This window comes from Bradyrhizobium sp. SRL28, from assembly GCF_018596315.1.
Classification (GTDB): domain Bacteria; phylum Pseudomonadota; class Alphaproteobacteria; order Rhizobiales; family Xanthobacteraceae; genus Bradyrhizobium.
Genome location: NZ_JAHEAG010000018.1, coordinates 19,661 through 42,894, shown reverse-complemented (window position 1 = coordinate 42,894; position 23,234 = coordinate 19,661). Strand labels below are relative to the sequence as shown.

The window sequence follows — 23,234 nt, the reverse complement described above, 5'->3', positions numbered from 1 at the left end:
GACAAGAAGCCCGCGACGATGTCGCGGGCTTTTGCTCAAGCGGCGATAGAGATGCCGGTCAGCGAATGGCGAGACCGGTGGTCGGGGCTGGCGCGGCCGTCTCGGCCGTCCGTGTCGTCCGCGGTGTCAGGACGCCCAGTTGATGCGCGGTGGCTGTAGAGGTCAGCGCCGGCGACTGTTCCCTGACATCAGCGGCTCCCAGCACGCTCACCTGCGCCGCCGATATCGGCAGCCCCTTCGCTTCATAGCTCGGCAACTCCGCCGCAAAACCGGCAGTGGCCCCCGCAATCGAGAGTGCGGCGGCGGCGATGGAAAGGTAAGTCTTCTTCACTTCAATTCTCCGGGGTACGATTCGAGGCCACAACCTATACCTCTTTTGTTGCATTGCGATATCACGATATTGCATTGCAACAATGCAGCGCGTTGCCCTCAATTAATAGTGAGAGGCCAACCAGTTAGCAGAAAGGCAGTCATTCGTTCGGAAGGCATGCGGCGAGCCGGGCAGCACGGCGGTAACGCCGCGCACATTGGGACTGGCACGTAGTAAGTAGGGGCCGTGGGGCGGATTAGCCGACCCCGTCCACTGTTGCTCAACGAGCGAAGGCAGAAGGCGTCACCGCCCTACTCGCTGCGTCAGCCGAACGGGAGAAAAGCATGCAAGTCGCAGTCGTCGGTGCCGGAGCGGTCGGATGCTACTATGGCGGACTGCTGCTCAAGGCCGGCCATGACGTAACGTTCATCGGCAGGCAGCCACATGTCGACGCCATCAACGCCCATGGCCTGCTGCTGGACACCAAGACTTTCAACGGCCACCTGCCCGCCAAAGCCGCCACCGACGCAACTGCGCTTGCCTCGCCCGATCTGGTGCTGGTTTGCGTGAAATCGGCCGATACCGAGCAAGCTGGCCAGTCGCTCGCCGGACGCTTGCTGCCGGAAACCTCCGTTCTCAGCCTGCAGAACGGCGTCGACAATGCGCCGCGTCTTGCCGCGGTCACCGGCCACGCCGTTATTCCCGTGGTGGTCTATGTCGGCAGCGAGATGGCCGGGCCCGGCCACGTCAGGCATCACGGCGGCGGCGACCTCGCCATCGGCGCCTCTGCCGCGAGCGAAGCGCTGGTGCAAACCCTTGCGGCCGCCGGCATCCACGCCACGATCGCTGACGATATCGAGGTCACGCTATGGAGCAAGCTGATCATCAACTGCGCGTTCAACGCGCTTTCCGCCGTGGCTGATATTTCCTACGGACCGATGCTGGAAGTCGAAGGCACCCGGAACGTCGTCGCAAGCGCGGTGCAGGAAGCAAGGTCTGTCGCGCGTGCCTGCGGCGTATCGATCCCCGAAGATATCATTGAACACATACTGAAAATCCCCGCCGCCATGCCCAACCAGATGTCATCAACCGCGCAGGATCTTGCGCGCGGCAAGCCCAGCGAGATCGACTTTCTCAACGGCTATGTGGTGCGCAAGGGCGCCGAGCTCGGCATTCCCACCCCAACCAATAACGCCCTGCAGGTCATGGTGAAGCTGGCGCAACGGGGCAAGGAGTTGTCACGGCGGTAGCCCGGATGCGCGTTAGCGACATCCGGGACCACGCCACCACCGCCCCGGATTTCACTGACGCTCATCCGGGCTACGGGCAACCGCTTATGCGATCACTCGCTTCTCGAGAATCTTCCGAAAATCCGTTGCCAGGCTGCCGTAGTAACCGGCGAGCACCTCGTAAAAGCTCTGCTCGGCCTTATCGGTCGCTTCCCGCGCCTGCTGTTCGCAGCGCGAGGCTTTCGTCTCGTACTTCTCCACCTTGGTCTTAAGCTCTGCCACCACCATCGTCGCTACTCCCCGCCACACGCACGCCAAGGATGCTAGGCCGGCAAAGGTCGAAAAGATGGCCGGGCTGAGGAGATTTCGTAGCGCAGCCGTGAGCAAGTCGTGACTGATCGCGCAGAGCGCCTATCGTGCCGGCACCGGCGCCGGCGGCCGCAACAGGCGTGACCGCGCCGCGCCGGTCTTGGCCGCAGGCTTTGCTGCGACGCGCTTTCCGCTGTCGATGGATTCCAGATAGGACGTCAGCGCCCAGGCCGAGCTCGAGCCGCTGGAATAGTGTTTTTGCAGAAACAGATAGAGCGTGAGGTGAAAGCGGCCCTTGGCGAGCCCGCGCGGGCTGCGATGGCAGGACGCACAACTTTCGGCGAACAGTTTTGTCGCCGGCTTGCCCTGATCGAGATTCTGCGCGACGGCCACCGATCCGCCCAGCGCGACTATCAAGGCAACAACAAGCAGACCGCAGCGCGCTTTGATTGGCGACATCAGTTTTTCCGGTAGACGCAGTGGATGAGCGAGCTGCCTGCGGCGGCTCGGGGAGGAAGGCGGAAGATGGCAGGCGGAACGCAATCTGCTGTCCAGGCGTGGCGAAAAGTGGGTGCGCTTCCGCCATCATTGCGTTTCAATCTGGGCGTCGGAGTAGCCTCTAATACGGCGGCTTCCTTTTTTCCCGCTGCCCCCTTGCCGCTTCCATCCACCACACGAGATCGTCGGCAAAGCGCGGAAACGCGTGTGACAGCGCCTTGCCGCCCTCGCCGGCCGGCTTGCCGTCTTCGGTCAGCGTCTGCGCGATCGGCCCGACGGCGATGGAGCTCGAAATCACCACCATGCCCATTTCCGAAAGCGTGCCGTGCCACGCGATGGCTGCGCGCGCGCCGGAGAAGCGGCCGGCTGAATAGCTGGCGATCGCGGCAGGCCGCCAGAACCATTCTTCGAGGAAATGGTCGGTGAGGTTTTTCAGCCCGGGCTGCATGCCCCAATTGTATTCGCCGGTCACGAACACAAAGCCGTCAGCGGTGCGAATCTGCTCGGCAAGTTTTTCCAGCACCGCCGGCGCACCGCCTTTCGGATGTTCCTTGTACATCCGGTCCAGCATCGGCAGCCCGATCGCCTTGGCGTCGATCAACTCGACATCGTCGCCTCGGCCGGCAAACCCCTCGACGACGAATTGCGCCAGCCGGATGCCCATGCGGTCGGAACGGTAGGAGCCGTAAAAGACGAGAATGCGGTTGCTCATGACACCTGTCCCTTAAGACATTGGATGATGCACTCGAACCATGCAGGCCCTTCCCATGCAAGGCTCGGCCCCGCGGCAAATCAACCTGAAGGCCGCAACGCGACACCTAAGGCCGAGCTTCATTGCCGTCGTCCTACGCTGCCGCCGCGTGCTGAAGCAAACAGCCAACAAAAAAGCGGCCATGAGGCCGCTTTAATGAGGTGACAATCCCAGCTTACCAATAGCCGGGTTCGTCGCCGTAATAGGCATATGAATCGGCGTACGGCGCGGTTGCGATGGCGCCCGCCGCTCCGATCACACCGGCAGCTACACCAACCGGGCCGCCGACATAGCCTGGACGGTAATAGCCCGGACCGTAATACACGTGCGGCCCGTAATAGCTGCGGTCATAGCGGCTCGGCAGGCGAACGCCATATCCGCCGCGCAGATAGTTGGAGTTCGGGTAGTTGAACCCGATCATACCGGGTTCCTGGGTCGCTTCCTGCGACATCGCAGGCGTCGCAAGCGCCGTCGCAAGAACAGCGGCCGCGCCAAGCATTGTCAATTTCATCATTGCGCATTCTCCATTTCATATGAAGAGCGAACGAGCGAGGCGAGATGCTTGTTCCCGCAGTCGATTCACAGCGCCGTGATTTCAGCCATTTCGCCGCTAAGAGACATGTCGCCGCCAAGAGAAAAGGCCGGCGGGCATTACGCCGCCGGCCTTCTCTTGCAACTGCCGGCTCGGGAGGTCCGGTTCCGCTGCGATTCCATGCCTAAAGTTTGACCACTACAGCATTAATAAAATCTTAACGACTGGATGTGAGGTGCATCACGGATGGGCAGAACCTTCTGACGCTAGCTTCGTACCAATAAGAGTAGCTCCGCTTACAGGAGGCCGACATGGCCCAGGTTTATTTCCACTGCTCGAACTCCCGGGAAGTCCGCCTCGATCGCTCCGGAGAAGCGGTGAGCGACCTCGCCGAGGCGCGCGACCGCGCAGCCTGCATCGTCCGGTCGCTGATCATGGGACGCGACGCGGAAGACTGGCGCGACTGGGTCGTGCACGTGAACGACGATTTCGACGAAGAGATCTTCGTTCTGCCGTTCGCCTTCGTCCTCGGCAAGCCGCACTGAGAGGTTGCCATGCTGCCGGCGCGACCGCCTTTCATGCTGCTGCTCCGCCGCCTCGATGCGATCGTGGCGCGGTGCCACCGCCTGATCGAGCGCGCCCGCGACCCCTATCGTCCCGAGCGCCACTACATGCGCGGCCCCGGCCCGAAGTGGCGCGCCAGGCATCGCGCTGACGTCGCAGGGGCTGCCCTCTAGGCCTGGGCCGACCGCGCACCGGCGCGCCTCCAGTTCCAGCGCCCGGAACCCACGGCCTCAACCTCTCCACGAGGTTGCCTTGCTTTGGTCAAACCTCGCTGGCCGTGTGGCGGCAGAGGCAGGGGTTTTACGGGCAGAGGTTTTTCAACCCTGCCAAAGCATGCTCGCCGCCCGATGCGGGTGACATTGGACTGAGCAAGGGACCGCCAATGCAAACCACGCCACCGCTGAAAGACACCGATCCGCACGACGTCTTTGCGATCGAATCGCTGCTGCACGCGCATGCCGAAAAGGCGCCATCGCTGGCGCACGATCCGGCCGCCCCTCCAGCGGCGCCGCAAGTCCAAGTAGCGGTGAAGCCGCAAATCGAGGGCACGCCGCCGGTTTCGGCCGGCGCGCCGATTCCGCAGGTCGAACCGACGTTTCGGGCCAGCGATGTCCGCGATATCCAGATCGAGAATATCGGGCCAAGCGAGATCAAGGTGGATGGCCTCAAGCCTCTCGGCGAACCGCCGATGGCCAAATGGACGAAGCGCGTGATCATGGCGCTGCTCGGCCTGTGCGGCGCCGTGGCCGCCGCCGCCTGGCAGCATTATGGCGATGACGCCAAGGCGATGGCCGCCGAGTGGACGCCACCCTTCGTGCTGGCGGCATTGCCCTCGGCAGCCAGGCCTGCCGTCGCGGAGCAGCCGAGTGCACCGGCCACTGACGCCGCCGCATCGGATCAGGCCGCCGCGCAACCGACAGCAGCGACAGCGGCAGCACCGGCTCAGCCCGAACCCGCCGCTGCCGCGCCCGCCCCTTCTGCGGAATCGTCCCAGTTGCAATCGATGGCGCAGGATCTCGCCGCGATCAGCCAGCAGGTCGAGGAGCTGAAAACCACCATCGCGCAGCTCAAGGCGAGCCAGGCCCAAATGGCGCGTGAGTTTGCCAAAGCTTCAGAGGCCAAATCGGCTGAAACCAGGCCTGCCGAGCAGAACCTGCGGCCCAGGGTGTCGGCGCTGACGCCGCCTGCGCCCCGGCCGGCGGCCCCGCCGCCCGTGCGCAAGCCGAAACCGGCCTATTCCTACTCGCCCGCGCCGATTGCCGCCCCAGCAGCGCCGCTCCCGCCGGCGCAGGCCGCCGCACCGTTGCCGCCACCGCCTCAGCAAACGATCGCCGATGACGGCGAGCCGGTGGTGCGCCCGCCGATGCCGCTGCGGTAGCAAGCCGGACTACACGAAGCTGTTATCCCAGCGCGAGCGCGATGGCGCTCGTCGCGGGGCGCGCATCGCGCGCCCCGTTGGCTCCATCAGGCCTTCGTGCCGAACTCAGCTCTGATGCGGTCCCCGCATCATCTTCATCGCGTCCTCGATATGACGCCACTCCCTGGCTTCCTCGTCATCGCCCTTGCTCTCGCAAGCCTGCGCATTGTGGGCGGCCTGCGCGATCGCGGTGAGGCCGTGCTTCTCCATCATCTGGCGTGCAATCGTGTGGATCTGCATTTCCGACATCATGTCGCTCTCCCAGGGTTCCACCAGTCCACGCCGCAGCGTTCCGATCGTCGCGGCTTCCTCGTGAAAACTGCCGAACCGAAAGTCTCGTTCCGCGCGCAGCGATAGATAATTTTCAGACAAGTTGACGGACCGGTTCCACCTGTGGTCGCGACACCTCCCGTAGTATCCCGGCCGCAATCTCCCCGAATATCAAGTCGATCTCCCGCCTGTTATTTTTCGCTGTGAGTCGCAATCGCGGGAGTCGGACATGGCAAGACTCTATTTCCACTACTCCAATTCCGAGGGCGTATGCGTCGACCAGCGCGGCACCGCCGTCGGAAATCTGGCCGAAGCCTGCGACCACGCCACCCGCGTCGTGCAGTCGCTGATAACGACGCAGGGCCCGGAAGACTGGCGCGACTGGACGCTGCATGTCAGCGACGATCTCAACGACGAAATCTTCGTCCTGCCGTTTTCGTCCATGCTCGGCAAGCTGCATTGAGAGGTCACCATGCTGGTCATGCAATCGCTGCTCCGACGCCTGACAGAGATCGTGATCCACTGGCACAGTCTGGTCGGTCTTGCCCACAACCGCTATCGCCCCGAGCTGCACTACATGCGCGGCCCCGGCCCGAAATGGCACGCGAAGCATCAGGGACGCGCCATTTAGGCTGCATGCTCAAAACCACGTGGCGGGAAGCACCGGAGCGGATGTGAGGGAAGGTTCCTGGCTCATCGAAGTTGGCCAAGGGCTGACCCATTCCCGGGCTCAATCGGTTTGCAGGTTTGCCTTCGGTATCCCGACGTGACCAACAATCAAACGGAAGCTGGGGACCCAAGCCGTATTCCAGCTTTCCAGAGTTTGATCGCAAATGACGCACTCGAAGCTCGCGATCTCTCGCGACGGAGCCATTCGCTCGGTCCGGCGATAGACCGCGCCGCACATGCAGGATCGGTGTTGCGATTCGGACATTTCTTGATCATGCGCCTATCGCGACCGCGCAGCCAGCCGCAATAATGTCTCAGGGCACCCTGCCAAACATGATCGGCGCGGCCCATGGGCCGGCAAAGCTCGCGGAGAATGAACAAAAGCGACATTGCGGGATTGGCCTTCTGGAGGCGCTGAAATGTCGAAGTTTGTGGCCCTTGTTGTGGAAGACGACACCTTCCAGCGCGAGATCCTGGCCGAACTGCTCAGAAGCGAAGGGCTGGAGGTGGTGGAGTGTGCCACCGGGGCAGTCGCGGAACTGGTACTGGTTTCAACCGGCACCGAACTCCGGGCCTTGGTGATCGATGTAGAGCTTGGCGAAGGGCCATCCGGCCTCGAACTAGCGCAATACGCCAAACGCAAATTCCCGGCCCTGAACGTCGTAATCATCTCCGGCCGCGATCCGCCCTACGTACCGCAGGATGCTCTCTTCCTCATGAAGCCCTATCAGGCACGGGAGCTACTCGACGCAGTCCTGTGCTGAAGCTGCACGACGACGCTTCGTGGCATGACCTAACAGATGCTTGAGTCCTTCAACGGCCAATCTGTGCTCGTCGTCACCCTTGTCTTGCAAAAATCTGCAGACTTTTGCTCGGGCATCGCTTTCTTGCTCCGCCGTGAGATTGACCATCATGCCATAGGTTTGCATTACACGATCAATCGCAGCCTGCATTTGTAATCTCCTCACTAACGCGGTGGGACATGCAACTCCCATTGGAACTTAGGTTCCTAATGCTCGTTAAGGCGGGAACGATAGGAGGGTGCGATGGACCGTGTCACCCGCTGTTTGCACTGCGGTAAGAGGATGGTACCGACCCCCAGCTACACGGGACGCACCGAATTGAAGTGCGTCTTCTGCGATAGACTGGATCCGATGGAGATGGCGGAGCCGAGCAGATGGGCTGATAGCCCTCTCGCCACTCCTATTTCCGGCGGGACAGTCTCTTAAACGAACTTGCCCTCAAACACCTTCCGAGGTGATGTCGCGCTATTCGACGTCAGCTACGAAGATCGGCATGTGGCCTATGCAAGCGGTAAGGTGATTTCGCACGTTAGCCCTTGGTCGCGCCAATCAAAACGCACCTCACCCTTGAGCTGGCCAATCATATTTTCCATGATGCGTGTGCCGAACCCGCGATGCGTGGGCGGCGTGGCGGCCGGCCCACCCGACTCGATCCAGCGTAAAATGAGCCGTCGGTCTACTGTAAGGCGCCATGTGATTTCAACGTGACCGCCCACTGCCGATAGCGATCCGTATTTTGCAGCGTTGGTCGCGAGTTCGTGCAAGGTGATTGCAGCGGTCTGAGCCGTACTCGGCTCCAGCATAACGGCTGGCCCGTCAATTCGCACGCGCGCCTTACTCTCTCCGCCGTAAGCCATAAGCTCCTGCGTGGCCAGACGGTGAAGCTCGGCTCCCGCCCAGCGGGATTCTACGAACAGCGTATGGACCTTTGCGAGCGCACCAATGCGCCCTTCGATCAGTTGCTTCAGATTATCAGACGTATCGGAATTGGAAAGACGCACCGTCGCCAGCACAGTGGCCAAGATATTCTTCGTTCGATGCTCGGCCTCGTGCGCTAGATTGACGATCTGCGCCTCGATCCGTTTGCGCTCCGTTATATCCTGGAAGCAGTTGACGGCACCGACAACGTTTCCACCGCTATCCTTGATTGCCTCGATGTCAACGAGCGCGATGCCGCGCAAGCCGTCAGGTCGCTCGATGTGTACTTCCCGTTCGCGCACGGAAACACCGGTGCGCGGCACGTCTGCCATGGGGCATTGGTGGTGCGGCAACAGACTCCCGTCGGGCCGGAACATTCGATACGATCCGCAAAACCGTTCATCGGGATCGCTGAGTTTAGGTGACCGGCCCCATAGTTCGGCGGCGCGGCGGTTGTATCGGAGAACGAGACCGTCCCGGTCACAAACATAAACGGCAAACGGCAGTTGTTCGAACAGCCGCCCGGGCAATTCGAAGGTCGGTTCGTCATTACTCAAACCAAGGGCGACACGGGCCGCTTTTGCGACCACCTCGATGGACCTTCTCATGGATTTGCGCCGGAAGGAGCGTGGCGCGTCGGAAGGCACATTGTTCGTTGTGAACAAATGCCTGTCAGGTGGGGTAGGCTCAGTATCCGACATTCTGTAACTCTCCCGATCCGCGTCTACTATTTCGACTTGGCGGCTTGCGGTGCGAATGCGCGCTTCATGGAGGCATACACCCTCAATTGCGCTGCATTACGAAGCGCGTTTTGTCTCGCCTCTCCTTCAGGCAATTGCTTTGCCTCGCTGGCGCGCGCATCTGCCTGCTCTTCCAGATGGTCCGGCGTCAAATAGCCGACCTTGTTCCTGTTACGCATGCCGGGCCTCATTTCGGTGAGTACAGATTGCTATCAAACCAATCTAGCGGTTCGGCGTGCGACGTACTGGATACAGCTTGCAGTTGCTGGGTGTGGCCACAGCGTGTGCAACGCAACGTCCAATGCTCGTACCCCGGTCGCGAAGGCGTGATGCGCTGCACCATGGTAACGCCGCAGCAACGGTCGCATCGTGAACTTGATAGGACCCGGGGTGGTAAGGGGGCTACTTCAGCGGACATTTTTAATCTTCCATGAGATTGCCAAAATCTAGTCCGGGGATTTAAGCTCGCCGCGAAGCCACCCGCTCGCGTCGCCGCTCATGGGGTCGCTGACCACCAGGGTTCGCTGGAAACGATCACACCTGGGGCACGCGAAAGTGCGGAGTTCGTAACCCGCTGGGCCGGGCGCAATGCGAGCCAGAACCGTGCGGGTCTGGCAGTGCTGACAGCGCGGGCGCTCTATAACGCTAAGCGGCGGGCCGGTTGGTAACGCATGAGAGCCAAGCATGCGGGCACCCCTCTTGGATCAGGCTGGTGCACGACACGCTGCCGGACACCGGCTACTGACCGGGTGATTTTCTCACCTGGGAAACTGGTCCGCTGGTCAATATTGACCACCACGCACCCTTTTTAATATTTAGGCATCACTGGTCCAAAGGAGGGGCTTGTGAAGTCAGCAAAGCGACCGTTCGATCCTCAGGCTTTTCTAGCCAAAGTCGGGACCGGCAAAACGATACAGAAGTACCGTAAAGGCCGGATCATCTTCGCCCAGGGCGAAGAGGCTGATCAGATTTTTTACATCCAATCGGGCAAGGTCAAGGTGACCGTTGTTTCCGAGCAGGGCAAAGAAGCGGTCGTCGGCATATTGGAGACTGCGCAATTTTTCGGCGAGGGATGTTTGAATGGCCAGGCGATCCGCGTTGGAACCGCGAGGGCATTGGAGGAGTGCATTGTCACCTCGATAACGCGGAAGGCGATGCTGGCGGCGCTCCGGAAGGAGCCAAGGTTTTCAGAACTTTTCGTGACTTACCTGGTGACCCGAAGCAATCGCATTGAAGAAGATTTGATCGATCAGCTATTCAATTCGAGCGAGAAGCGGCTCGCGCGCCTTCTTCTACTGCTGGCCAATTTCGGAAAAGATGAAAAGCCAACGCCAATCGATGCTTCGATCAATCAAGGAACCCTGGCGGAGATGATCGGAACGACCCGACCCCGGGTGAGTTATTTTCTGAATAAATTTCGCAAGCTTGGATTGATCAGCTACAACGGAAAGATCGAGGTGCACCGTTCTTTGTTGAACGCCGTCTTATATGAAAAACCCCAGCTAGAACGAGACGAAAAGCCAACTGAATAGATCGGGTGATTGCGCGCAAGGACCGTAGGGCGGATTAGCCGAAGGCGTAATCCGCCAGACAAGCAAGACGCGGCGGATGGCGGATTACGCTATCGCTAATCCGCCATCCAACTACAAATCCAACTCCGGCGGCTCGAACCAGTTCGTCAGCGACAGGCCGCCGTCGATCACGATCGCGGCGCCCGTGACGTAAGCCGATATCCGGTTCGACAGCACCGCCAGCGCCAGCGGCGCAAGATCCCCGGCCTGCCCGAGCCGCCCGAGCGGAATGTGTCTTGCGAGCGCGGGATCGGCGACGAAGCCGCCGGCCGCGATCGCGCCGGGCACCAGCGCGTTGACGCGGATGTCGAAGCGGCCGAACGTCTTGGCCAATTCCTTCACCAGCATCGAAAGCCCCGCCTTCGACGTCGAGTAATGCGGCAGGTTGCGCGGGGTGCCGGCATGCAGCGACGTCAGCAGCAGGAACGAGCCGGGCTGTTTGCCGGCGATCAGCTTTCGCGCCAGTTCGCGCGCGAGATGGAATCCGGCTTCAAGGTTCACCGCATGCATCTGCGCCCAGGTCTCCGTGCTGACGCCAAGCACGTGATCGGCTTCGCGCCGCGGCGGCGAGGCGCTGTGCACGAAATGCGTCACGCGCCCCAGCGCGCTGGCTGCTTCCGCCAGCAGCGCCTCGCGCGCGGCAGGATCGGCGAGATCGCCGACCCAGGGCACGGCGAGCTCCGGTCGCGGCGACGCTTTGATCGCCGCAGTTACCGTTTCCGGATTCACGTCCGCAAACAACGTGCGCACGCCCTCGCCCACCAGCGCCTGCGCAATCGCGCGGCCGATCCCGTTGCCCGCACCGGTGACGAGCGCTGCCTCGCGCGCGGGATCGAATGGATTGTCGAAGATGCTCATGACGGTCGGCTCCCGAAGGCGTTGCAAGCGGCCCGCAGTCCGCCATCAATTGCGGTTCGGCGCAACCCATCTCCGACGGAACGCCCTCCAACAAAATGGGGCGGACCCGCCATGTCCGCCCCATACGTGCCCGGATATCCGGAATAGATGCGCTCGGGATCAGGACCCCGGCGACCATTTCCAGATGATGTCAGACACGTTGACCGGTTTCGGAATCAGGCCGAGCTTCGCAAAACGGTCGGCAATCGCCTGCTGGCTCCTGACGGCCTCGTCGTCGACAGGCACGACGCGGTAGCTCGAGCGAGAGACGAAGCGCTTGACCGCGTCGATATCGACACCGGTCGCCTCAGCCTGCGCCTTCGCCACCTCGTCGTGATGGCTATCCGCCCACCGTCCCTCCGAGGCAAAGACGGCGTTGAGCTTCGCTACCAGTGTCGGATGCTTGTCCACGAAGTCCGATCCCGCGATATAGAACGCATTGGGCTTGTGCACGTCCTTGTCGAAAACGATAACCCGCGCATTCTCCTTCAGCTCGGCGAGCGCCAGGTAGGGATCCCAGATCGACCATGCTTCGACCGAGCCCTTGAGGAAGGCTGCCGTCGCATCGGCCGGCGCGAGCGGCGCCGGCGAAATATCGCCATAGGAAAGCCCGGCCTTCTCCAGCGCCGCGACCAGCAGATTATTCGCGCTCGATCCCTTGGCGAAGGCGATACGTTTGCCCTTGAGATCGGCAATCCTTTTGATCGGCGAGTCCTTGGGAACGATGATCGCCTGATTGTTGCCGTCAGATTTGACGGCGGCCACGTATCGTATCCTCGCGCCACCCGCCTGGGCAAAGATCGGCGGGGAATCGCCGACGAAACCGAAGTCGACGCTGCCGACATTGATTGCCTCCAGCAGCGGCGGACCAAACTGGAAATCCACCCACTTGATCTCGATGCCGAGCGGCTTGAAGGCATCCTCGACCGTGCGGCGCTGCCGCACAGCCGGAAAGAACCCGCCCTTCTGCGTGCCGATGCGGATTTCCGTTGGCTTGTCCTGTGCCTGCGCTTGTGCGGGCGACATCGCGAGCGATGCGAAGATCAACGCGCCGGCGATGATATTTCTTCTCGTGGTCATGCGTTCTTCCTTTCCGGTTTGATCGAGCCGTCGATTCACGACGGCGAATGCGTGCTAGTTTGCCTGCCGCCCAGTACCGCCCTCGCCGCGCGCTCCGCCTCGCGGGCCGAGCGGAAATCGCGGCCATCGAGACGATCGAAAGCGCGATCGGAGGAGAAGAAGGTGAACCCGCGCTCGTCGCCTGCGACGATACCGGCGGTGCGGTTGTGAACTTCGATGATGTAGGCTTTGGACATGGGTGCTCATTCGCCGACAATGTCGGCGCTCCTGTCGAGTGCGTGATCTCTGGGTTTGCTACGGGAGGATCAGCAACAGGCGCCGGTCGCCGCCGAGACGCAGCGACGGGTGATGCGCTTGCGCATATCGCCCACGGCTGGCTTTGGATTCAATCTCATGCGGTGACCCTGAACATGGTGCATCAAATATCCGGCGGTTCGCCGAATTGGTCAATGAAATGGGTGTCCAATCTTTTCACCGCGACATCAGTGCTTTTCTCCACAGGCGCTGCAATACGGACGGATCCATCTTGCGCGAGCTGCAAGCGCGAAGTCGCGAGGCGCGTTCCGCGCCTTGCGCTGGATCAATTCCGCTCATTGCTGCACCGTCAGGTTGCTTCCACCTCGCCCAAAATCGTCCTAACCTTGGCTTGTAACCGGCGGGCCCACCACCATGAGAACCCGCGTTCGAAAAGTCGCCCACGTTCTGGAACGCCTTGGTCTTGCCATGGCAGGCGCGGCGAGCGGGTTGTTTGTGGCGGCTCTGGTGGGAACGAGCCATTCCGCACTCACCAATCAGGCCTTCCTGCTCCTGATGATGATCGGCGGCGCCGTCGGCTTTTACCTAGGCATCGATACGCCGCCCTTGCCCTTCACCGCATCGACCGGTCGGCCCGCCGATGGCGCCTGGGTCGGCAAGATCGATACGCCGGAACTGCTCAGCGCGATCGGCACCTTCCTCGCAGCGTTCTCGGCGTTCGCTAGCGTCGGCGTGATCGTGCTGCGCCACGATCCGCATCTGGCATGGATATTGATGATCATGGCCGGATGGGTGGTCGGCGTCGCCATGCAGATCATCGCCGGCACGATCGCCCGCCTGCGCCGTTGATCAGGCAGACCGCCTTAGCTTCAGCTCTCGTCTTCCAACGTCAGCACCAGGCCGGTCAGCGCCGCGCCGATGCCGAACATCAGCCCGTAGGTCGTGACCAGCATCAGCGTGGTCTGAACAGGTGCGCCGCTTTTGGCAACGAGGTCCCTGACATGGAAGGCATCGATCAGGCCAAGCAACAGGACCAGCGACAGCCCAAGGGCCACGCCCATCAGGAAATGGGTAAGCAGTGCGTTGAAGAGTGACTTTCCCGGACGCATGGACGCCCCTCGCCTTCGCCATGATGCCAAGCCAACGCACGGCCGATGGAACTGGTTCCCGAGCACGAGAACAGAATTCGTCGCTGCGGCGCATCAGCCCCGCGCGTTTGCAAAGCGTTAAGCAAGCACTGCCAACACTCCCCAGCATTTCCAAAAATTTCCACAATCCTCTTTAGGAAGAAGAAGGCATTCGCTTTCGAGATAAGGAGAACTCCCATGCGGTTAGGGCAAGCGATCTTCTTCGGTGCGGCGGCCGCCCTCCTCACTTTGGCGGCGCCGACGCTCGCCAGGAACTCCAGCACGAATTCCCCTGCGGCGAAGGCAACCGAGGCGCCCGCGGTCGCCACCTGCCATGCCTATCAGCAGGCGGCCGACGGTTCGTGGGCGCAACTGCCCTGTCAGGAGACGGGTGCCAAGGCGTCAGCTCAACCCCATTCCGCCGCAAAGAGCGCGACCGAAGAAACGCAATGATGCGTCGTAGGGTGGGCAAAGGCGCGTTTGCGCCGTGCCCACCATCTATCGCCGGTCATGTTCTTTGATGGCGCGCGCGCTGCTCCCCAAACGTCATTGCGAGCGAAGCGAAGCAATCCACGTCTCAGCAAGCCGCGCTATGGATTGCTTCGCTGCGCTCGCAATGACGAAATGGAGGCAACGGTGTGACAAAAATCACTTGTCGGGCAAATCACCCAAAACCTGTCCAGCCCCATTTGCAAAAATATTCCGCTTAACTTGCAGACCAAATCACCGGCATAACTCCGCCCGTCTCACGGCGGATGAGGGGCGTTGGCCATCGTCACGAACGCGCGGTGAGATGCGATGGACGCGAGAGCTGCGACTGACGTGTGTGGCTCAAGCGTACGGCGAAGTCGTGTGGTTCGGGCGCCGCGGTGCTGGCGCTAAGTCCCAGAGAAGCGAAGCTTCTCGGGGGCGACGGAGGCAAGAGAGCCGTTCTCCGGGGAGAGCACGAAGTAAGCCGTAAAGCCATTGCGCAGGGAAGGCCGGAATGCTCCCGCTGCCCTGTATGCTCGTGTGCACTTTTGTTTGCGCAAATCGCACGCGAGACCGCGGGTGCAGCAAGCACCCGGTCTTCCCTGCGCCCTCTTCAAGAGGGTGGGAAGTTTCAGGCAAACCTCGGACAGTTCATGTCGCGAGATCGCGAACGCGTATTCACTCGTCGTCACCCGCGAATGCGGGTGACCCAGTATCCCAGAGACAGAAGTGATTGAATCGAGAAGCCGCGGCGTACTGGATCCCCCGCATGCGCGGGGGACGACGACTTCCGCGTGGCGCATTGCGCACATCGTCACCACGCAGACAGCCGGCCCGCACTCACGCCGCCGCCCTGTCCAGCCAATCGTCGAAACGCGTCGGCATGATCCGCGCGCCGTCGTCCGGCACCAGCGTGCGCAACGCGAGCGGTGCGCCGTAATACGGCACGTCAGCGCCCGCCACGATCCTGCTGGTATCGCCCTGCTTGCGGAGCCAGCGGCCGACGAAGTCCGCAAGCGGCGCCGCTTCGGGACCTGCGACCTCGCATATGCCGTTGGCAGGCTCGCCGAGGGTCACATCGGCGAGCGCTGCGGCGACATCGTCGGAAAGCAACGGCTGCATCAACTGGCTGGAGGCATGGACCGCGCCATCCCTGCGCCCGGAATCCGCGATCGCGCCGACGAATTCGAAAAACTGGGTGGCGCGCAGGATCGTATAGGCCAGGCCGGAATTCGCGATCAGCCGCTCCTGTGCCAGTTTGGCACGGAAATAGCCGCTGCTCTCGAGCCGGTCGGTGCCGACGATCGACAGCGCGACGCAATGCCGTACGCCGGCCTGCTGCACAGCCGCGATCAGGTTGCGCGTCCCCGTCTCGAAGAAGTTCAGCACCGCCTTGTCCTCGAACGAGGGCGAATTCGACACGTCGACGACGATGTCGGCGCCCGCAAGCGCCGCTTGCAGGCCCTCCCCGGTCACCGCGTTGACGCCCCTGCTCGGCGACGCCTGCAGCACCTCATGGCCACGCGTCCGGAGCAACGCGGCCAGTTTCGAGCCGATCAAGCCCGTACCGCCGATGATAACGATCTTCATTGCCTCGCTCCTCTCTCTGAAGCCGCGGCATCCCGCGCCATGTCACCAAGACGAAATGCAACGGGCCGGTGTGACATGCCCCACCGTAAACCCTGGATTAAGTTGCACCACCTATACTGGTGGCCCGCACGTCCGCGCCAGCGCAAATGGTCTGAAATCTCATGAAAATCGGCACCCTCCTCACCGCTGCCATTGTCTCGCTTTCCGCCGTCGGTGGCGGCCTCGCCGTCTATGTGGCGGTATCAAAATATCAGACCATGGAGAAGGTCTCGGTCGCGCAGAGCCGGCTGGAGGTGGTGCGCGCCGTCGGCGACATCCCGCGCTACATGAATTCCGAGCGCGGCTTTTCCACCAATATCCTCTATGGCCCGCCCGCCGTCGATCCGGCGGTCCGCAAGGAGCTCAACGAAAAACTCCGCAAGAACACCGACAATGCGCGCGACAAGATGAATGCGGTCCGCAAGAACCTGTCCGGCGCACTCGATGATGCCGCTGCGATCGGCACCGGCATCGACGAGCTGAACGTGAAATTCAACGCGCTGCGTGACGCCATCGACAAGGCGATCGACGGTCCGGCCGAAGCGCGCAAGGATGCCGCCAGAAAAATCGTCGCCGACAATGCCGTGTTCAACGCCGCGGTCACCAAGCTGCTCGACGAGCAGGTCCGCCGTATGGCGCTGCTCGACGGCGACGCCTATCGGCAGGCGGTTTACGCCAACGTCGCCTGGAACCTGCGCGACGTCGGCGGCTACAACGCCAGCATCCACAAGAACCTCGTCGGCGCCAAGCGCGCCGCCACCGAGGCCGAAAAGATGGAATTCAGCCGCTCGCAGGGCCGCGCCGACCAGATCCTGATGTCGCTGCAGGAATTGCGCGGGAATCCCGCGACGCCCTCCAACGTGGCGGCGGCGCTCAACAAGATGAACGAGCTCTATGTCGAGCGTTTTGGCAAGGAAGTGAAGCTCGTCAAGGATGGCGCGGCCACCGGCAAATACGAGCACGATGTCGACGTTTTTTACGCGGAGTCGCAAATCGGCCTCGGCTCGGTGGTCGAGCTGCGCAACGCCTTTTACGACAACGCCGAACACATCCTCGGCACAAACTATTCCGCAGCACGGTTCAGCTTCCTGATCGCGCTCGCAGGGCTGGTCGCGGTTGTCACCGCCAGCGCCGCGCTGATCGTGATGATGCGCCGCCGTGTCTGCAAGCCGATCGTCGACCTCACCGCCACGATGACGCGGCTGGCCAGCGGTGACGTATCCGGAGAAATCGCCGGCGCCGGGCGCGGCGATGAGATCGGAGCGATGGCTGCTGCCGTCGGTGTCTTCAAGGAAAGCATGATCGAGGCGGAACGGCTCGCCGCCGAAAAGGCCGCCGAGAGCGACGGCAAGATGCGCCGCGCCCAGGTGCTCGACGAACTCACCCGCGTGTTCGAAGCCAAGGTCACCGAACTCGTCGGCGGGCTGTCGTCGGCATCGTCAGTCATGGAAGACACCGCGCAGTCGATGTCATCGACCGCAACCCTCACCAATCGTCAGGCAGCCATCGTCGCCGCCGCTTCCGAACAGACTTCCGCCAACGTGCAGACGGTGGCGAGCGCCACCGAGGAACTGGCCTCCTCGATCTCGGAAATCGGCCGCCAGGTCGCGCAATCGACCGAGATCGCCGCCCGCGCGGTCGACAATGCGCGGCGCACCGGCGACAGCGCCCGCTCGCTCGCCGAGGGCGCGCAGAAGATCGGCGACGTCGTGACGCTGATCCAGAGCATTGCCGCGCAGACCAACCTGCTGGCGCTGAACGCGACCATCGAGGCCGCACGCGCCGGCGATGCCGGCCGCGGCTTTGCCGTCGTCGCCTCCGAAGTCAAATCGCTGGCCGGCCAGACCGCAAAGGCCACCACCGAAATCTCCGAGCAGATCGCCTCGATCCAGGCGGCGAGCGACCAGACCGTGACGGCGATCCAGAACGTCGCCAACGTGATCGCCGAGATCGACCAGATCGGCACCGCGATTGCGGCCGCGATCGAGGAACAAGGCTCCGCGACCAAGGAAATCTCCCGCAGCGTGCAGGAAGCCGCGCGCGGCACCCAAGAGGTCAATTCCAACATCACCGGCGTGCAGAAGGCCGCCGACGACACCGGCGCCGCCGCCAATCAGGTGCTCGGCGCGGCCGAGCAATTGTCCTCGCAGTCCAAGGATCTCGCCGGACAGGTCAACCGCTTCCTGTCGGAGGTCCGTGCGGCGTAGGGAGCATGATCCGGAAAAGTGGGCACCGGTTTTCCCTCGCGACAAACGCGGAACGCGTTTGCGCGGAGATCATGCTCAAACAAAAAAAGCCCTCAGTCGTTGAACCCGACATAGCGGACGAAATCGCCGTTGGACTCGCGATCGGAGCGCACGGCATTGGCCGGAAAGCTGTCGTCGGGATAGCCCATGGCGACGCAGGTCATGATGACCTCGTCCTCGATGATGTCCTCAATGACCGTGGGGCGACCGGCTCCCTGGTGAACCCGCGCACGCTTTTGCGGGTCTGAACCAGCGTCCCGAAATCCATCCGTTGCATTCCGTCGGTCCGTTGCATTCCCATGGTCAGTCCCTTTTGAAACGAGAATCGAAGTCGAATACCTCCGGCTCCATGCCAGCGAGGTGATGCTTGAAGACGGCATCGTCATAAGCCGGGAAGAAATCCTGCGGCCGTCGCCACGGCCCCTCGCGCTCGATCACCGCGTCGATGGTGATGTCGCCGATCCTGAGCTGCTTCATCCTCGCTTCGCTCCCTTTTTCGAAGCAGCGTAACGGGCGAGTTCAGCACCGACAAGCCGCGCACAAGTTGTAGCGCCATGCGTTTCGGTTTCCTCTGCCCTTCGCCGCAAATCGAACAGAAATGCTGCCTAGCGAATGCGTCCTGTGCGCGGGGGCAAGCCTTGAACAAGAAACTCAAATATGCCGCGGTGACAATCGTCGTCTTCGCCGCAGCCATCTACATCAACAACACCAATCATCTCGCCACCCATCGGGACGGCAAACCCGCCCTGCTCGCGCATCGCGGCATTGCCCAGCGGTTCGACGAACGCGAGTTGAAGAACGACACCTGTACGGCGGCAAGAATGCTGCCGCCCAGCCACCAGTATCTGGAGAACACGATCGAATCGATGCGAGCCGGTTTTGCGGCCGGGGCCGATGTCGTCGAGCTCGACGTTCATCCCACGACCGACGGCGAGTTTGCGGTGTTTCATGACTGGACGCTGGATTGCCGCACCGACGGGCGCGGCGTCGCGCGCGAACACTCCATGGCCTATTTGAAGAAGCTCGACATTGGCCATGGCTATACCGCCGATGGCGGCAAGACCTTTCCCTTTCGTGGCAAGGGTATCGGCCTGATGCCGACGCTTGCCGAAGTGCTGGCGGCCTTCCCGCAAGCGCGGCTGCTGATCAACGTCAAGAGCCGCGACCCTTCCGAAGGAGAGAAACTCGCGGCCGTGCTGAACAAGCTTCCCGCCGAACGCCGGGCACAGATCATGGTCTATGGCGGCGATGAACCGGTCGAGATCGTGCGCCAGCGCGCGAGCGATATCAGGACGATCTCGCGTGGCGCGATCAAGCGCTGCCTGCTCAGCTACATCGGCTACGGGTGGAGCGGCATCGTGCCGGGGGCCTGCCACAACGCGATGGTACTGGTTCCGGTCAATGCGGCGCCTTGGCTATGGGGCTGGCCCGATCGTTTCCTGAACCGCATGAAATCCGCCAACAGCGAGGTATTCGTGCTCGGCCCCTATCGCGGCGGCGAGTTCTCGACCGGAATAGATACGCCCGAGCAGTTTGCACGGCTGCCGCAAAACTATTCCGGCGGCATCTGGACCAATGAGATCGAGGCGATCGCCCCGCTCACACGCAAATAGTTTGTAGCCCGGATGGAGCGCAGCGCAATCCGGGACTCTCTCCTGGGTCGACTGTTCCCGGATTGCGCTTCGCTTCATCCGGGCTACGACAAGCTAGCTCCGCAATCCCGGCGCTTCCTGCCCGGTGCGCGCGACATATTCGGTGTACCCGCCGCCATATTGATGGGGGCCCTCCGGCGTCAACTCGAGCAAGCGGTTGGAAAGCGCGGCCAGAAAATGCCGGTCGTGGGAGACGAACAGCATGGTGCCCTCGAACTCGGAGAGCGCGTTGATCAGCATTTCCTTGGTCGCGAGGTCCAGATGGTTGGTCGGCTCGTCCAGCACCAGGAAATTCGGCGGATCGTAGAGCATTTTTGCCATGACCAGCCGCGCCTTCTCGCCACCTGAGAGCACCCGGCATCTTTTCTCGACATCGTCGCCGGAGAAGCCGAAGCAGCCCGCCAACGCGCGGAGCGAGCCTTGGCCGGCCTGCGGGAAGGAATCTTCCAGCGACTGGAACACCGTGCGTTCGCCGTCGAGCAGATCCATCGCGTGCTGGGCGAAATAGCCCATCTTGACGCTGCCACCGATCGCCACCGTGCCGTCGTCGGGCTCGGTCGAGCCTGCCACCAGCTTCAACAACGTCGACTTGCCGGCGCCATTGATGCCCATCACGCACCACCGCTCCTTGCGGCGGATCATGAAATCGAGCCCCTGATAGATGGTACGGCTGCCATAACCCTTGTGGACGTTCTTCAGACTGACGACGTCCTCGCCCGAGCGCGGCGCCGGCATGAATTCGAACGCCACCGTCTGGCGGCGCTTCGGCGGCTCGACGCGCTCGATCTTGTCTAGCTTCTTGACCCGGCTCTGCACCTGGGCTGCATGCGAGGCGCGCGCCTTGAAACGTTCGATGAACTTGATTTCCTTGGCCAGCATCGCCTGCTGGCGCTCGAACTGGGCCTGCTGCTGCTTTTCGTTCAGCGCACGCTGCTGCTCGTAGAATGCGTAATTGCCGGAATAGGTCGAAAGCGTGCCGCCGTCGATCTCGACGACCTTGTTGATGATGCGGTTGATGAACTCGCGATCATGCGACGTCATCAATAGCGCGCCTTCGTATCCCTTCAGAAATTGCTCGAGCCAGATCAGGCTTTCCAGGTCGAGATGGTTGCTCGGCTCGTCCAGCAGCATCACGTCGGGCCGCATCAGGAGAATGCGCGCCAGCGCCACCCGCATCTTCCAGCCGCCCGACAGCGCGCCGACGTCGCCTTCCATCATTTCCTGGCTGAAGCCGAGACCCGACAGCGCCTCGCGCGCGCGGCCATCGAGGGCATAGCCGTCGAGTTCCTCGAAGCGGTGCTGCACCTCGCCATAGCGCGCGATGATCTCGTCCATGTCATCGGCACGGGCAGGATCGGCCATCGCAGCCTCGAGTTCCCTCAACTCGCCCGCCACGACGCTCACGGGCCCCGCCCCGTCCATGACCTCGGCCACGGCGCTCCGGCCCGACATCTCGCCGACGTCCTGGCTGAAATAGCCAATCGTAATGCCGCGATCGAGGGAGACCTGGCCCTCATCGGGCAGTTCCTGGCCTGAAATCATCCGGAAAAGCGTGGTCTTGCCGGCCCCGTTCGGGCCGACCAAGCCGATCTTTTCGCCCTTCTGAAGGGCCGCGGAGGCTTCGATGAAGAGGATCTGGTGGCCGACTTGCTTGCTGACGTTATCGAGACGGATCATTGGGGCCTGAAAAGGAGGAAATCGCTGCGGCCCGCTGCTTAGGACATCCGGCGCGCTAGTGGAAGCGGTTCCGGACCGCTCTCCCGGAGCAGATTCCCGCCGCCTTTAGGATTGTATACCAAGGGTCTGCAACTGGTCCCTCGCCGCCGGGCGCACGGTGTTACAAATGGATTACGCCCCGACGCGCAGCGTGTGCCACGGCGTCGGTGCGGCCGGTGGCGTCGAGCTTGTCGAGCAGCGATCCGACGTGGAATTTGGCCGTGTGAACAGATATTCCAAGCTGTCTCGCAATAGCCTTGTTCGATGCGCCTTCGGCCATCAGCACCAGCACGTCGCGCTCGCGCGGCGTAAGTTCGATGTCGTCAGGTTGGAGGACCGCTTGCGCCTCACGTGACACGAGCGCAACCGCGGCGGCCTCCCCCGGTGTCGCCAGTCGGATGCCGGTAACGCCGCCGAGCAGCGATGCAAGCCGGTCCGCCAACGCGGAATCGGAAATCTCGATGGCGACGACAACGACCGGTGCTACCTCCTCGCTCACGCGTCCGCCCTTTCGCCGATCGTGAGCTTGATCCGCACCGGTTCGCCGCCGCGCCGAATCGTGACGTCAACGACCGAGCCGACGCTGTCGGGCCCGAGCGCGCTTAACAACGAACGCACGCCGGAGAGCTTCTCGTCGTTCCAGCCGATAATAATATCGCCTTGCCGGATGCCGGCGGCGGCCGATGGGCCCGATCTATCGACGCTCATCACCATCGCGCCGATCCCATCGTCAAGCTTGACGGGCTGCAGCCCAACCCCGAGATAGCCCCGCGCGATCCGGCCATGGGTTTCAAGTCTTCCCGCGACCCGGCCGATCGTCGCGCTGGGAATGACAAGAACACGTCGCACCCCCTGGACAGCCATGCCAATCGCTTCGCCGGAGGCAGTGAGGGCAAGGCCCCCCTCGTGGCTGGGTCGCAGCCGCACACCGAGTTCGATCCGGGCGTCTATCTCACCACCGCGCAGGCTTCGCCAGCGGCCGCCAACCAGCGATACGGTACCCAGCGCGGCGGTGGGAACGCCGTGCTCGGCGGCGACCACAACCGACAGCGAGCCAAGATCCGGAACGACGGATGCAAGCGCGACCGGGGAAATATTCTGGGCATCAAATCGCAACAGCGCGATGTCGGTTGTGTGATCGCGTCCCGCGATGCTGGCTGGCCGCGTTGTGCCGTCGGCAAGCTTGACCGAGACTTCGCCCTCGTCGGCCAACGCCTCGTCGGCGGTCACGATCAAACCGGGTTTCCAGATGAAGCCGGAGGCCCGCAAGCGGTGCGAATGCACCGAGACGATCGCCGGCTTTGTCCGCGCGACGACTTCGGCTAGGGCGGAGGAGAACGAGGAAAGGATAGCTGCGCTCGGGTCGGTCATGACAGGAACTCCTGGATTGTCTGATCCAATCTGGGAGCTCCGATCGCGTTCGGGAACTAGCCTGATGGGGAGGCGCGGATGCTTTTGACGACGAGCGCATCATCAAGGAACCAACATCGCGGCAATGTTCCGACCTCTCAGCTACTGCGTGTCGTTGTAGCATCGAACAATTTTTCTCATGCATTCTTGGAAACTTTCTAAGAGCCGCT

General features: G+C 62.3%; 29 protein-coding genes and 1 pseudogene. 12 read left to right on the top strand and 18 right to left on the bottom strand.

The genetic code is table 11. From position 1 onward, the window contains the following. Positions 1-58: 58 nt before the first annotated feature. On the bottom strand, positions 59-331 hold the full coding sequence (locus tag KIP88_RS28005; protein ID WP_214491294.1) for a hypothetical protein: 273 nt from the start codon (positions 329-331) through the stop codon (positions 59-61). A gap of 323 nt (positions 332-654) precedes the next feature. Between KIP88_RS28005 and KIP88_RS28000 the strand changes: the two genes are divergently transcribed. Next, positions 655-1,560, top strand: coding sequence for a ketopantoate reductase family protein (locus KIP88_RS28000; protein ID WP_214491292.1), 906 nt, complete (start codon positions 655-657; stop codon positions 1,558-1,560). Positions 1,561-1,644: 84 nt separating this feature from the next. On the opposite strand, the gene KIP88_RS27995 is transcribed toward KIP88_RS28000, so the two are convergent. From KIP88_RS27995 to KIP88_RS27980, 4 genes are all read right to left on the bottom strand, one after another. After that, positions 1,645-1,827 (bottom strand): hypothetical protein, encoded by a 183-nt coding sequence (locus KIP88_RS27995; RefSeq protein ID WP_214491290.1) that lies wholly within the window; start codon positions 1,825-1,827, stop codon positions 1,645-1,647. Positions 1,828-1,950: 123 nt separating this feature from the next. Further along, a complete protein-coding gene (locus KIP88_RS27990; protein WP_214491288.1) occupies positions 1,951-2,307 on the bottom strand; it encodes a hypothetical protein in 357 nt (118 codons plus the stop codon). A 160-nt stretch (positions 2,308-2,467) separates the two neighbouring features. After that, positions 2,468-3,058, bottom strand: coding sequence for an NADPH-dependent FMN reductase (locus KIP88_RS27985; RefSeq protein ID WP_214491286.1), 591 nt, complete (start codon positions 3,056-3,058; stop codon positions 2,468-2,470). Positions 3,059-3,272: 214 nt separating this feature from the next. Continuing rightward, complete coding sequence (locus tag KIP88_RS27980; protein WP_214491285.1) at positions 3,273-3,611, bottom strand: hypothetical protein; 339 nt, start codon at positions 3,609-3,611, stop codon at positions 3,273-3,275. 329 nt (positions 3,612-3,940) lie between these two features. Here KIP88_RS27980 and KIP88_RS27975 point away from each other — a divergent pair, with 329 nt between their 5' ends. The 3 genes from KIP88_RS27975 (at position 3,941) to KIP88_RS27965 (ending at position 5,571) form a co-directional block, all read left to right on the top strand. Then, on the top strand, positions 3,941-4,174 hold the full coding sequence (locus KIP88_RS27975) for a hypothetical protein (RefSeq protein ID WP_214491284.1): 234 nt from the start codon (positions 3,941-3,943) through the stop codon (positions 4,172-4,174). Between the two features lie 9 nt (positions 4,175-4,183). Next, positions 4,184-4,366, top strand: a complete 183-nt coding sequence (locus KIP88_RS27970) for a hypothetical protein (protein ID WP_214491439.1) — start codon at positions 4,184-4,186, stop codon at positions 4,364-4,366. 209 nt (positions 4,367-4,575) lie between these two features. Then, positions 4,576-5,571, top strand: coding sequence for a hypothetical protein (locus KIP88_RS27965; RefSeq protein WP_214491283.1), 996 nt, complete (start codon positions 4,576-4,578; stop codon positions 5,569-5,571). A 105-nt stretch (positions 5,572-5,676) separates the two neighbouring features. On the opposite strand, the gene KIP88_RS27960 is transcribed toward KIP88_RS27965, so the two are convergent. Then, the gene (locus KIP88_RS27960; RefSeq protein ID WP_214491432.1) at positions 5,677-5,862 is read right to left on the bottom strand and encodes a hypothetical protein; all 186 of its coding nucleotides are present in this window, start codon (positions 5,860-5,862) and stop codon (positions 5,677-5,679) included. A 247-nt stretch (positions 5,863-6,109) separates the two neighbouring features. Here KIP88_RS27960 and KIP88_RS27955 point away from each other — a divergent pair, with 247 nt between their 5' ends. From KIP88_RS27955 to KIP88_RS27945, 3 genes are all read left to right on the top strand, one after another. Then, positions 6,110-6,343 carry a hypothetical protein gene (locus KIP88_RS27955; protein WP_214491282.1) on the top strand — a complete coding sequence of 78 codons (234 nt, stop codon included), beginning with the start codon at positions 6,110-6,112 and terminating at the stop codon, positions 6,341-6,343. A 9-nt stretch (positions 6,344-6,352) separates the two neighbouring features. Then, a complete protein-coding gene (locus KIP88_RS27950) occupies positions 6,353-6,511 on the top strand; it encodes a hypothetical protein (RefSeq protein ID WP_214491281.1) in 159 nt (52 codons plus the stop codon). 457 nt (positions 6,512-6,968) lie between these two features. Continuing rightward, positions 6,969-7,313, top strand: a complete 345-nt coding sequence (locus KIP88_RS27945) for a response regulator (RefSeq protein ID WP_214491280.1) — start codon at positions 6,969-6,971, stop codon at positions 7,311-7,313. On the opposite strand, the gene KIP88_RS27940 is transcribed toward KIP88_RS27945, so the two are convergent. The 3 genes from KIP88_RS27940 to KIP88_RS27930 form a co-directional block, all read right to left on the bottom strand. Further along, positions 7,290-7,502, bottom strand: a complete 213-nt coding sequence (locus tag KIP88_RS27940) for a hypothetical protein (protein WP_214491279.1) — start codon at positions 7,500-7,502, stop codon at positions 7,290-7,292. The two genes, KIP88_RS27945 and KIP88_RS27940, sit on opposite strands and share 24 nt — an antisense overlap. 350 nt (positions 7,503-7,852) lie before the next feature. Next, positions 7,853-8,971: a sensor histidine kinase gene (locus tag KIP88_RS27935; RefSeq protein WP_214491278.1), complete on the bottom strand. Its 1,119-nt coding sequence runs from the start codon at positions 8,969-8,971 to the stop codon at positions 7,853-7,855. 26 nt (positions 8,972-8,997) lie between these two features. Next, complete coding sequence (locus KIP88_RS27930) at positions 8,998-9,189, bottom strand: hypothetical protein (RefSeq protein WP_214491277.1); 192 nt, start codon at positions 9,187-9,189, stop codon at positions 8,998-9,000. Positions 9,190-9,855: 666 nt separating this feature from the next. On the opposite strand from KIP88_RS27930, the gene KIP88_RS27925 reads away from it, so the two are divergent. Then, positions 9,856-10,542, top strand: a complete 687-nt coding sequence (locus tag KIP88_RS27925) for a Crp/Fnr family transcriptional regulator (protein ID WP_308163655.1) — start codon at positions 9,856-9,858, stop codon at positions 10,540-10,542. Between the two features lie 111 nt (positions 10,543-10,653). Here KIP88_RS27925 and KIP88_RS27920 read toward each other — a convergent pair whose 3' ends face one another. The 3 genes from KIP88_RS27920 to KIP88_RS27910 all read right to left on the bottom strand — a co-directional run bounded on the left by KIP88_RS27920 (position 10,654) and on the right by KIP88_RS27910 (position 12,794). Continuing rightward, positions 10,654-11,439, bottom strand: a complete 786-nt coding sequence (locus tag KIP88_RS27920; protein WP_214491276.1) for an SDR family NAD(P)-dependent oxidoreductase — start codon at positions 11,437-11,439, stop codon at positions 10,654-10,656. A gap of 159 nt (positions 11,440-11,598) precedes the next feature. After that, the gene (locus KIP88_RS27915) at positions 11,599-12,558 is read right to left on the bottom strand and encodes an aliphatic sulfonate ABC transporter substrate-binding protein (RefSeq protein WP_214491275.1); all 960 of its coding nucleotides are present in this window, start codon (positions 12,556-12,558) and stop codon (positions 11,599-11,601) included. Positions 12,559-12,593: 35 nt separating this feature from the next. Further along, positions 12,594-12,794, bottom strand: a complete 201-nt coding sequence (locus tag KIP88_RS27910; protein WP_214491274.1) for a hypothetical protein — start codon at positions 12,792-12,794, stop codon at positions 12,594-12,596. 433 nt (positions 12,795-13,227) lie between these two features. Between KIP88_RS27910 and KIP88_RS27905 the strand changes: the two genes are divergently transcribed. Continuing rightward, complete coding sequence (locus KIP88_RS27905; RefSeq protein WP_214491273.1) at positions 13,228-13,662, top strand: hypothetical protein; 435 nt, start codon at positions 13,228-13,230, stop codon at positions 13,660-13,662. Positions 13,663-13,682: 20 nt separating this feature from the next. On the opposite strand, the gene KIP88_RS27900 is transcribed toward KIP88_RS27905, so the two are convergent. Further along, positions 13,683-13,922, bottom strand: coding sequence for a hypothetical protein (locus tag KIP88_RS27900; protein WP_214491272.1), 240 nt, complete (start codon positions 13,920-13,922; stop codon positions 13,683-13,685). Positions 13,923-14,138: 216 nt separating this feature from the next. On the opposite strand from KIP88_RS27900, the gene KIP88_RS27895 reads away from it, so the two are divergent. Then, positions 14,139-14,393 (top strand): hypothetical protein, encoded by a 255-nt coding sequence (locus KIP88_RS27895; RefSeq protein ID WP_214491271.1) that lies wholly within the window; start codon positions 14,139-14,141, stop codon positions 14,391-14,393. A gap of 858 nt (positions 14,394-15,251) precedes the next feature. Here KIP88_RS27895 and KIP88_RS27890 read toward each other — a convergent pair. Next, positions 15,252-16,001, bottom strand: a complete 750-nt coding sequence (locus KIP88_RS27890; RefSeq protein ID WP_214491270.1) for an SDR family oxidoreductase — start codon at positions 15,999-16,001, stop codon at positions 15,252-15,254. A gap of 161 nt (positions 16,002-16,162) precedes the next feature. Here KIP88_RS27890 and KIP88_RS27885 point away from each other — a divergent pair, with 161 nt between their 5' ends. Beyond that, on the top strand, positions 16,163-18,247 hold the full coding sequence (locus KIP88_RS27885) for a methyl-accepting chemotaxis protein (protein ID WP_214491269.1): 2,085 nt from the start codon (positions 16,163-16,165) through the stop codon (positions 18,245-18,247). Between the two features lie 369 nt (positions 18,248-18,616). Here KIP88_RS27885 and KIP88_RS27875 read toward each other — a convergent pair. Further along, positions 18,617-18,763, bottom strand: a pseudogene (locus KIP88_RS27875) (MBL fold metallo-hydrolase); the annotation flags it as partial. Positions 18,764-18,924: 161 nt separating this feature from the next. Here KIP88_RS27875 and KIP88_RS27870 point away from each other — a divergent pair. Next, positions 18,925-19,899, top strand: coding sequence for a glycerophosphodiester phosphodiesterase family protein (locus tag KIP88_RS27870; protein WP_214491268.1), 975 nt, complete (start codon positions 18,925-18,927; stop codon positions 19,897-19,899). Between the two features lie 93 nt (positions 19,900-19,992). On the opposite strand, the gene KIP88_RS27865 is transcribed toward KIP88_RS27870, so the two are convergent. The 3 genes from KIP88_RS27865 to KIP88_RS27855 form a co-directional block, all read right to left on the bottom strand. Beyond that, positions 19,993-21,615, bottom strand: coding sequence for an ABC-F family ATP-binding cassette domain-containing protein (locus tag KIP88_RS27865; protein ID WP_214491267.1), 1,623 nt, complete (start codon positions 21,613-21,615; stop codon positions 19,993-19,995). A 160-nt stretch (positions 21,616-21,775) separates the two neighbouring features. After that, the gene (locus KIP88_RS27860; protein WP_214491266.1) at positions 21,776-22,153 is read right to left on the bottom strand and encodes a response regulator transcription factor; all 378 of its coding nucleotides are present in this window, start codon (positions 22,151-22,153) and stop codon (positions 21,776-21,778) included. Further along, complete coding sequence (locus KIP88_RS27855) at positions 22,150-23,025, bottom strand: S1C family serine protease (protein WP_214491265.1); 876 nt, start codon at positions 23,023-23,025, stop codon at positions 22,150-22,152. Before KIP88_RS27855 ends, KIP88_RS27860 begins: the two co-directional genes overlap by 4 nt. Positions 23,026-23,234: the final 209 nt, after the last annotated feature.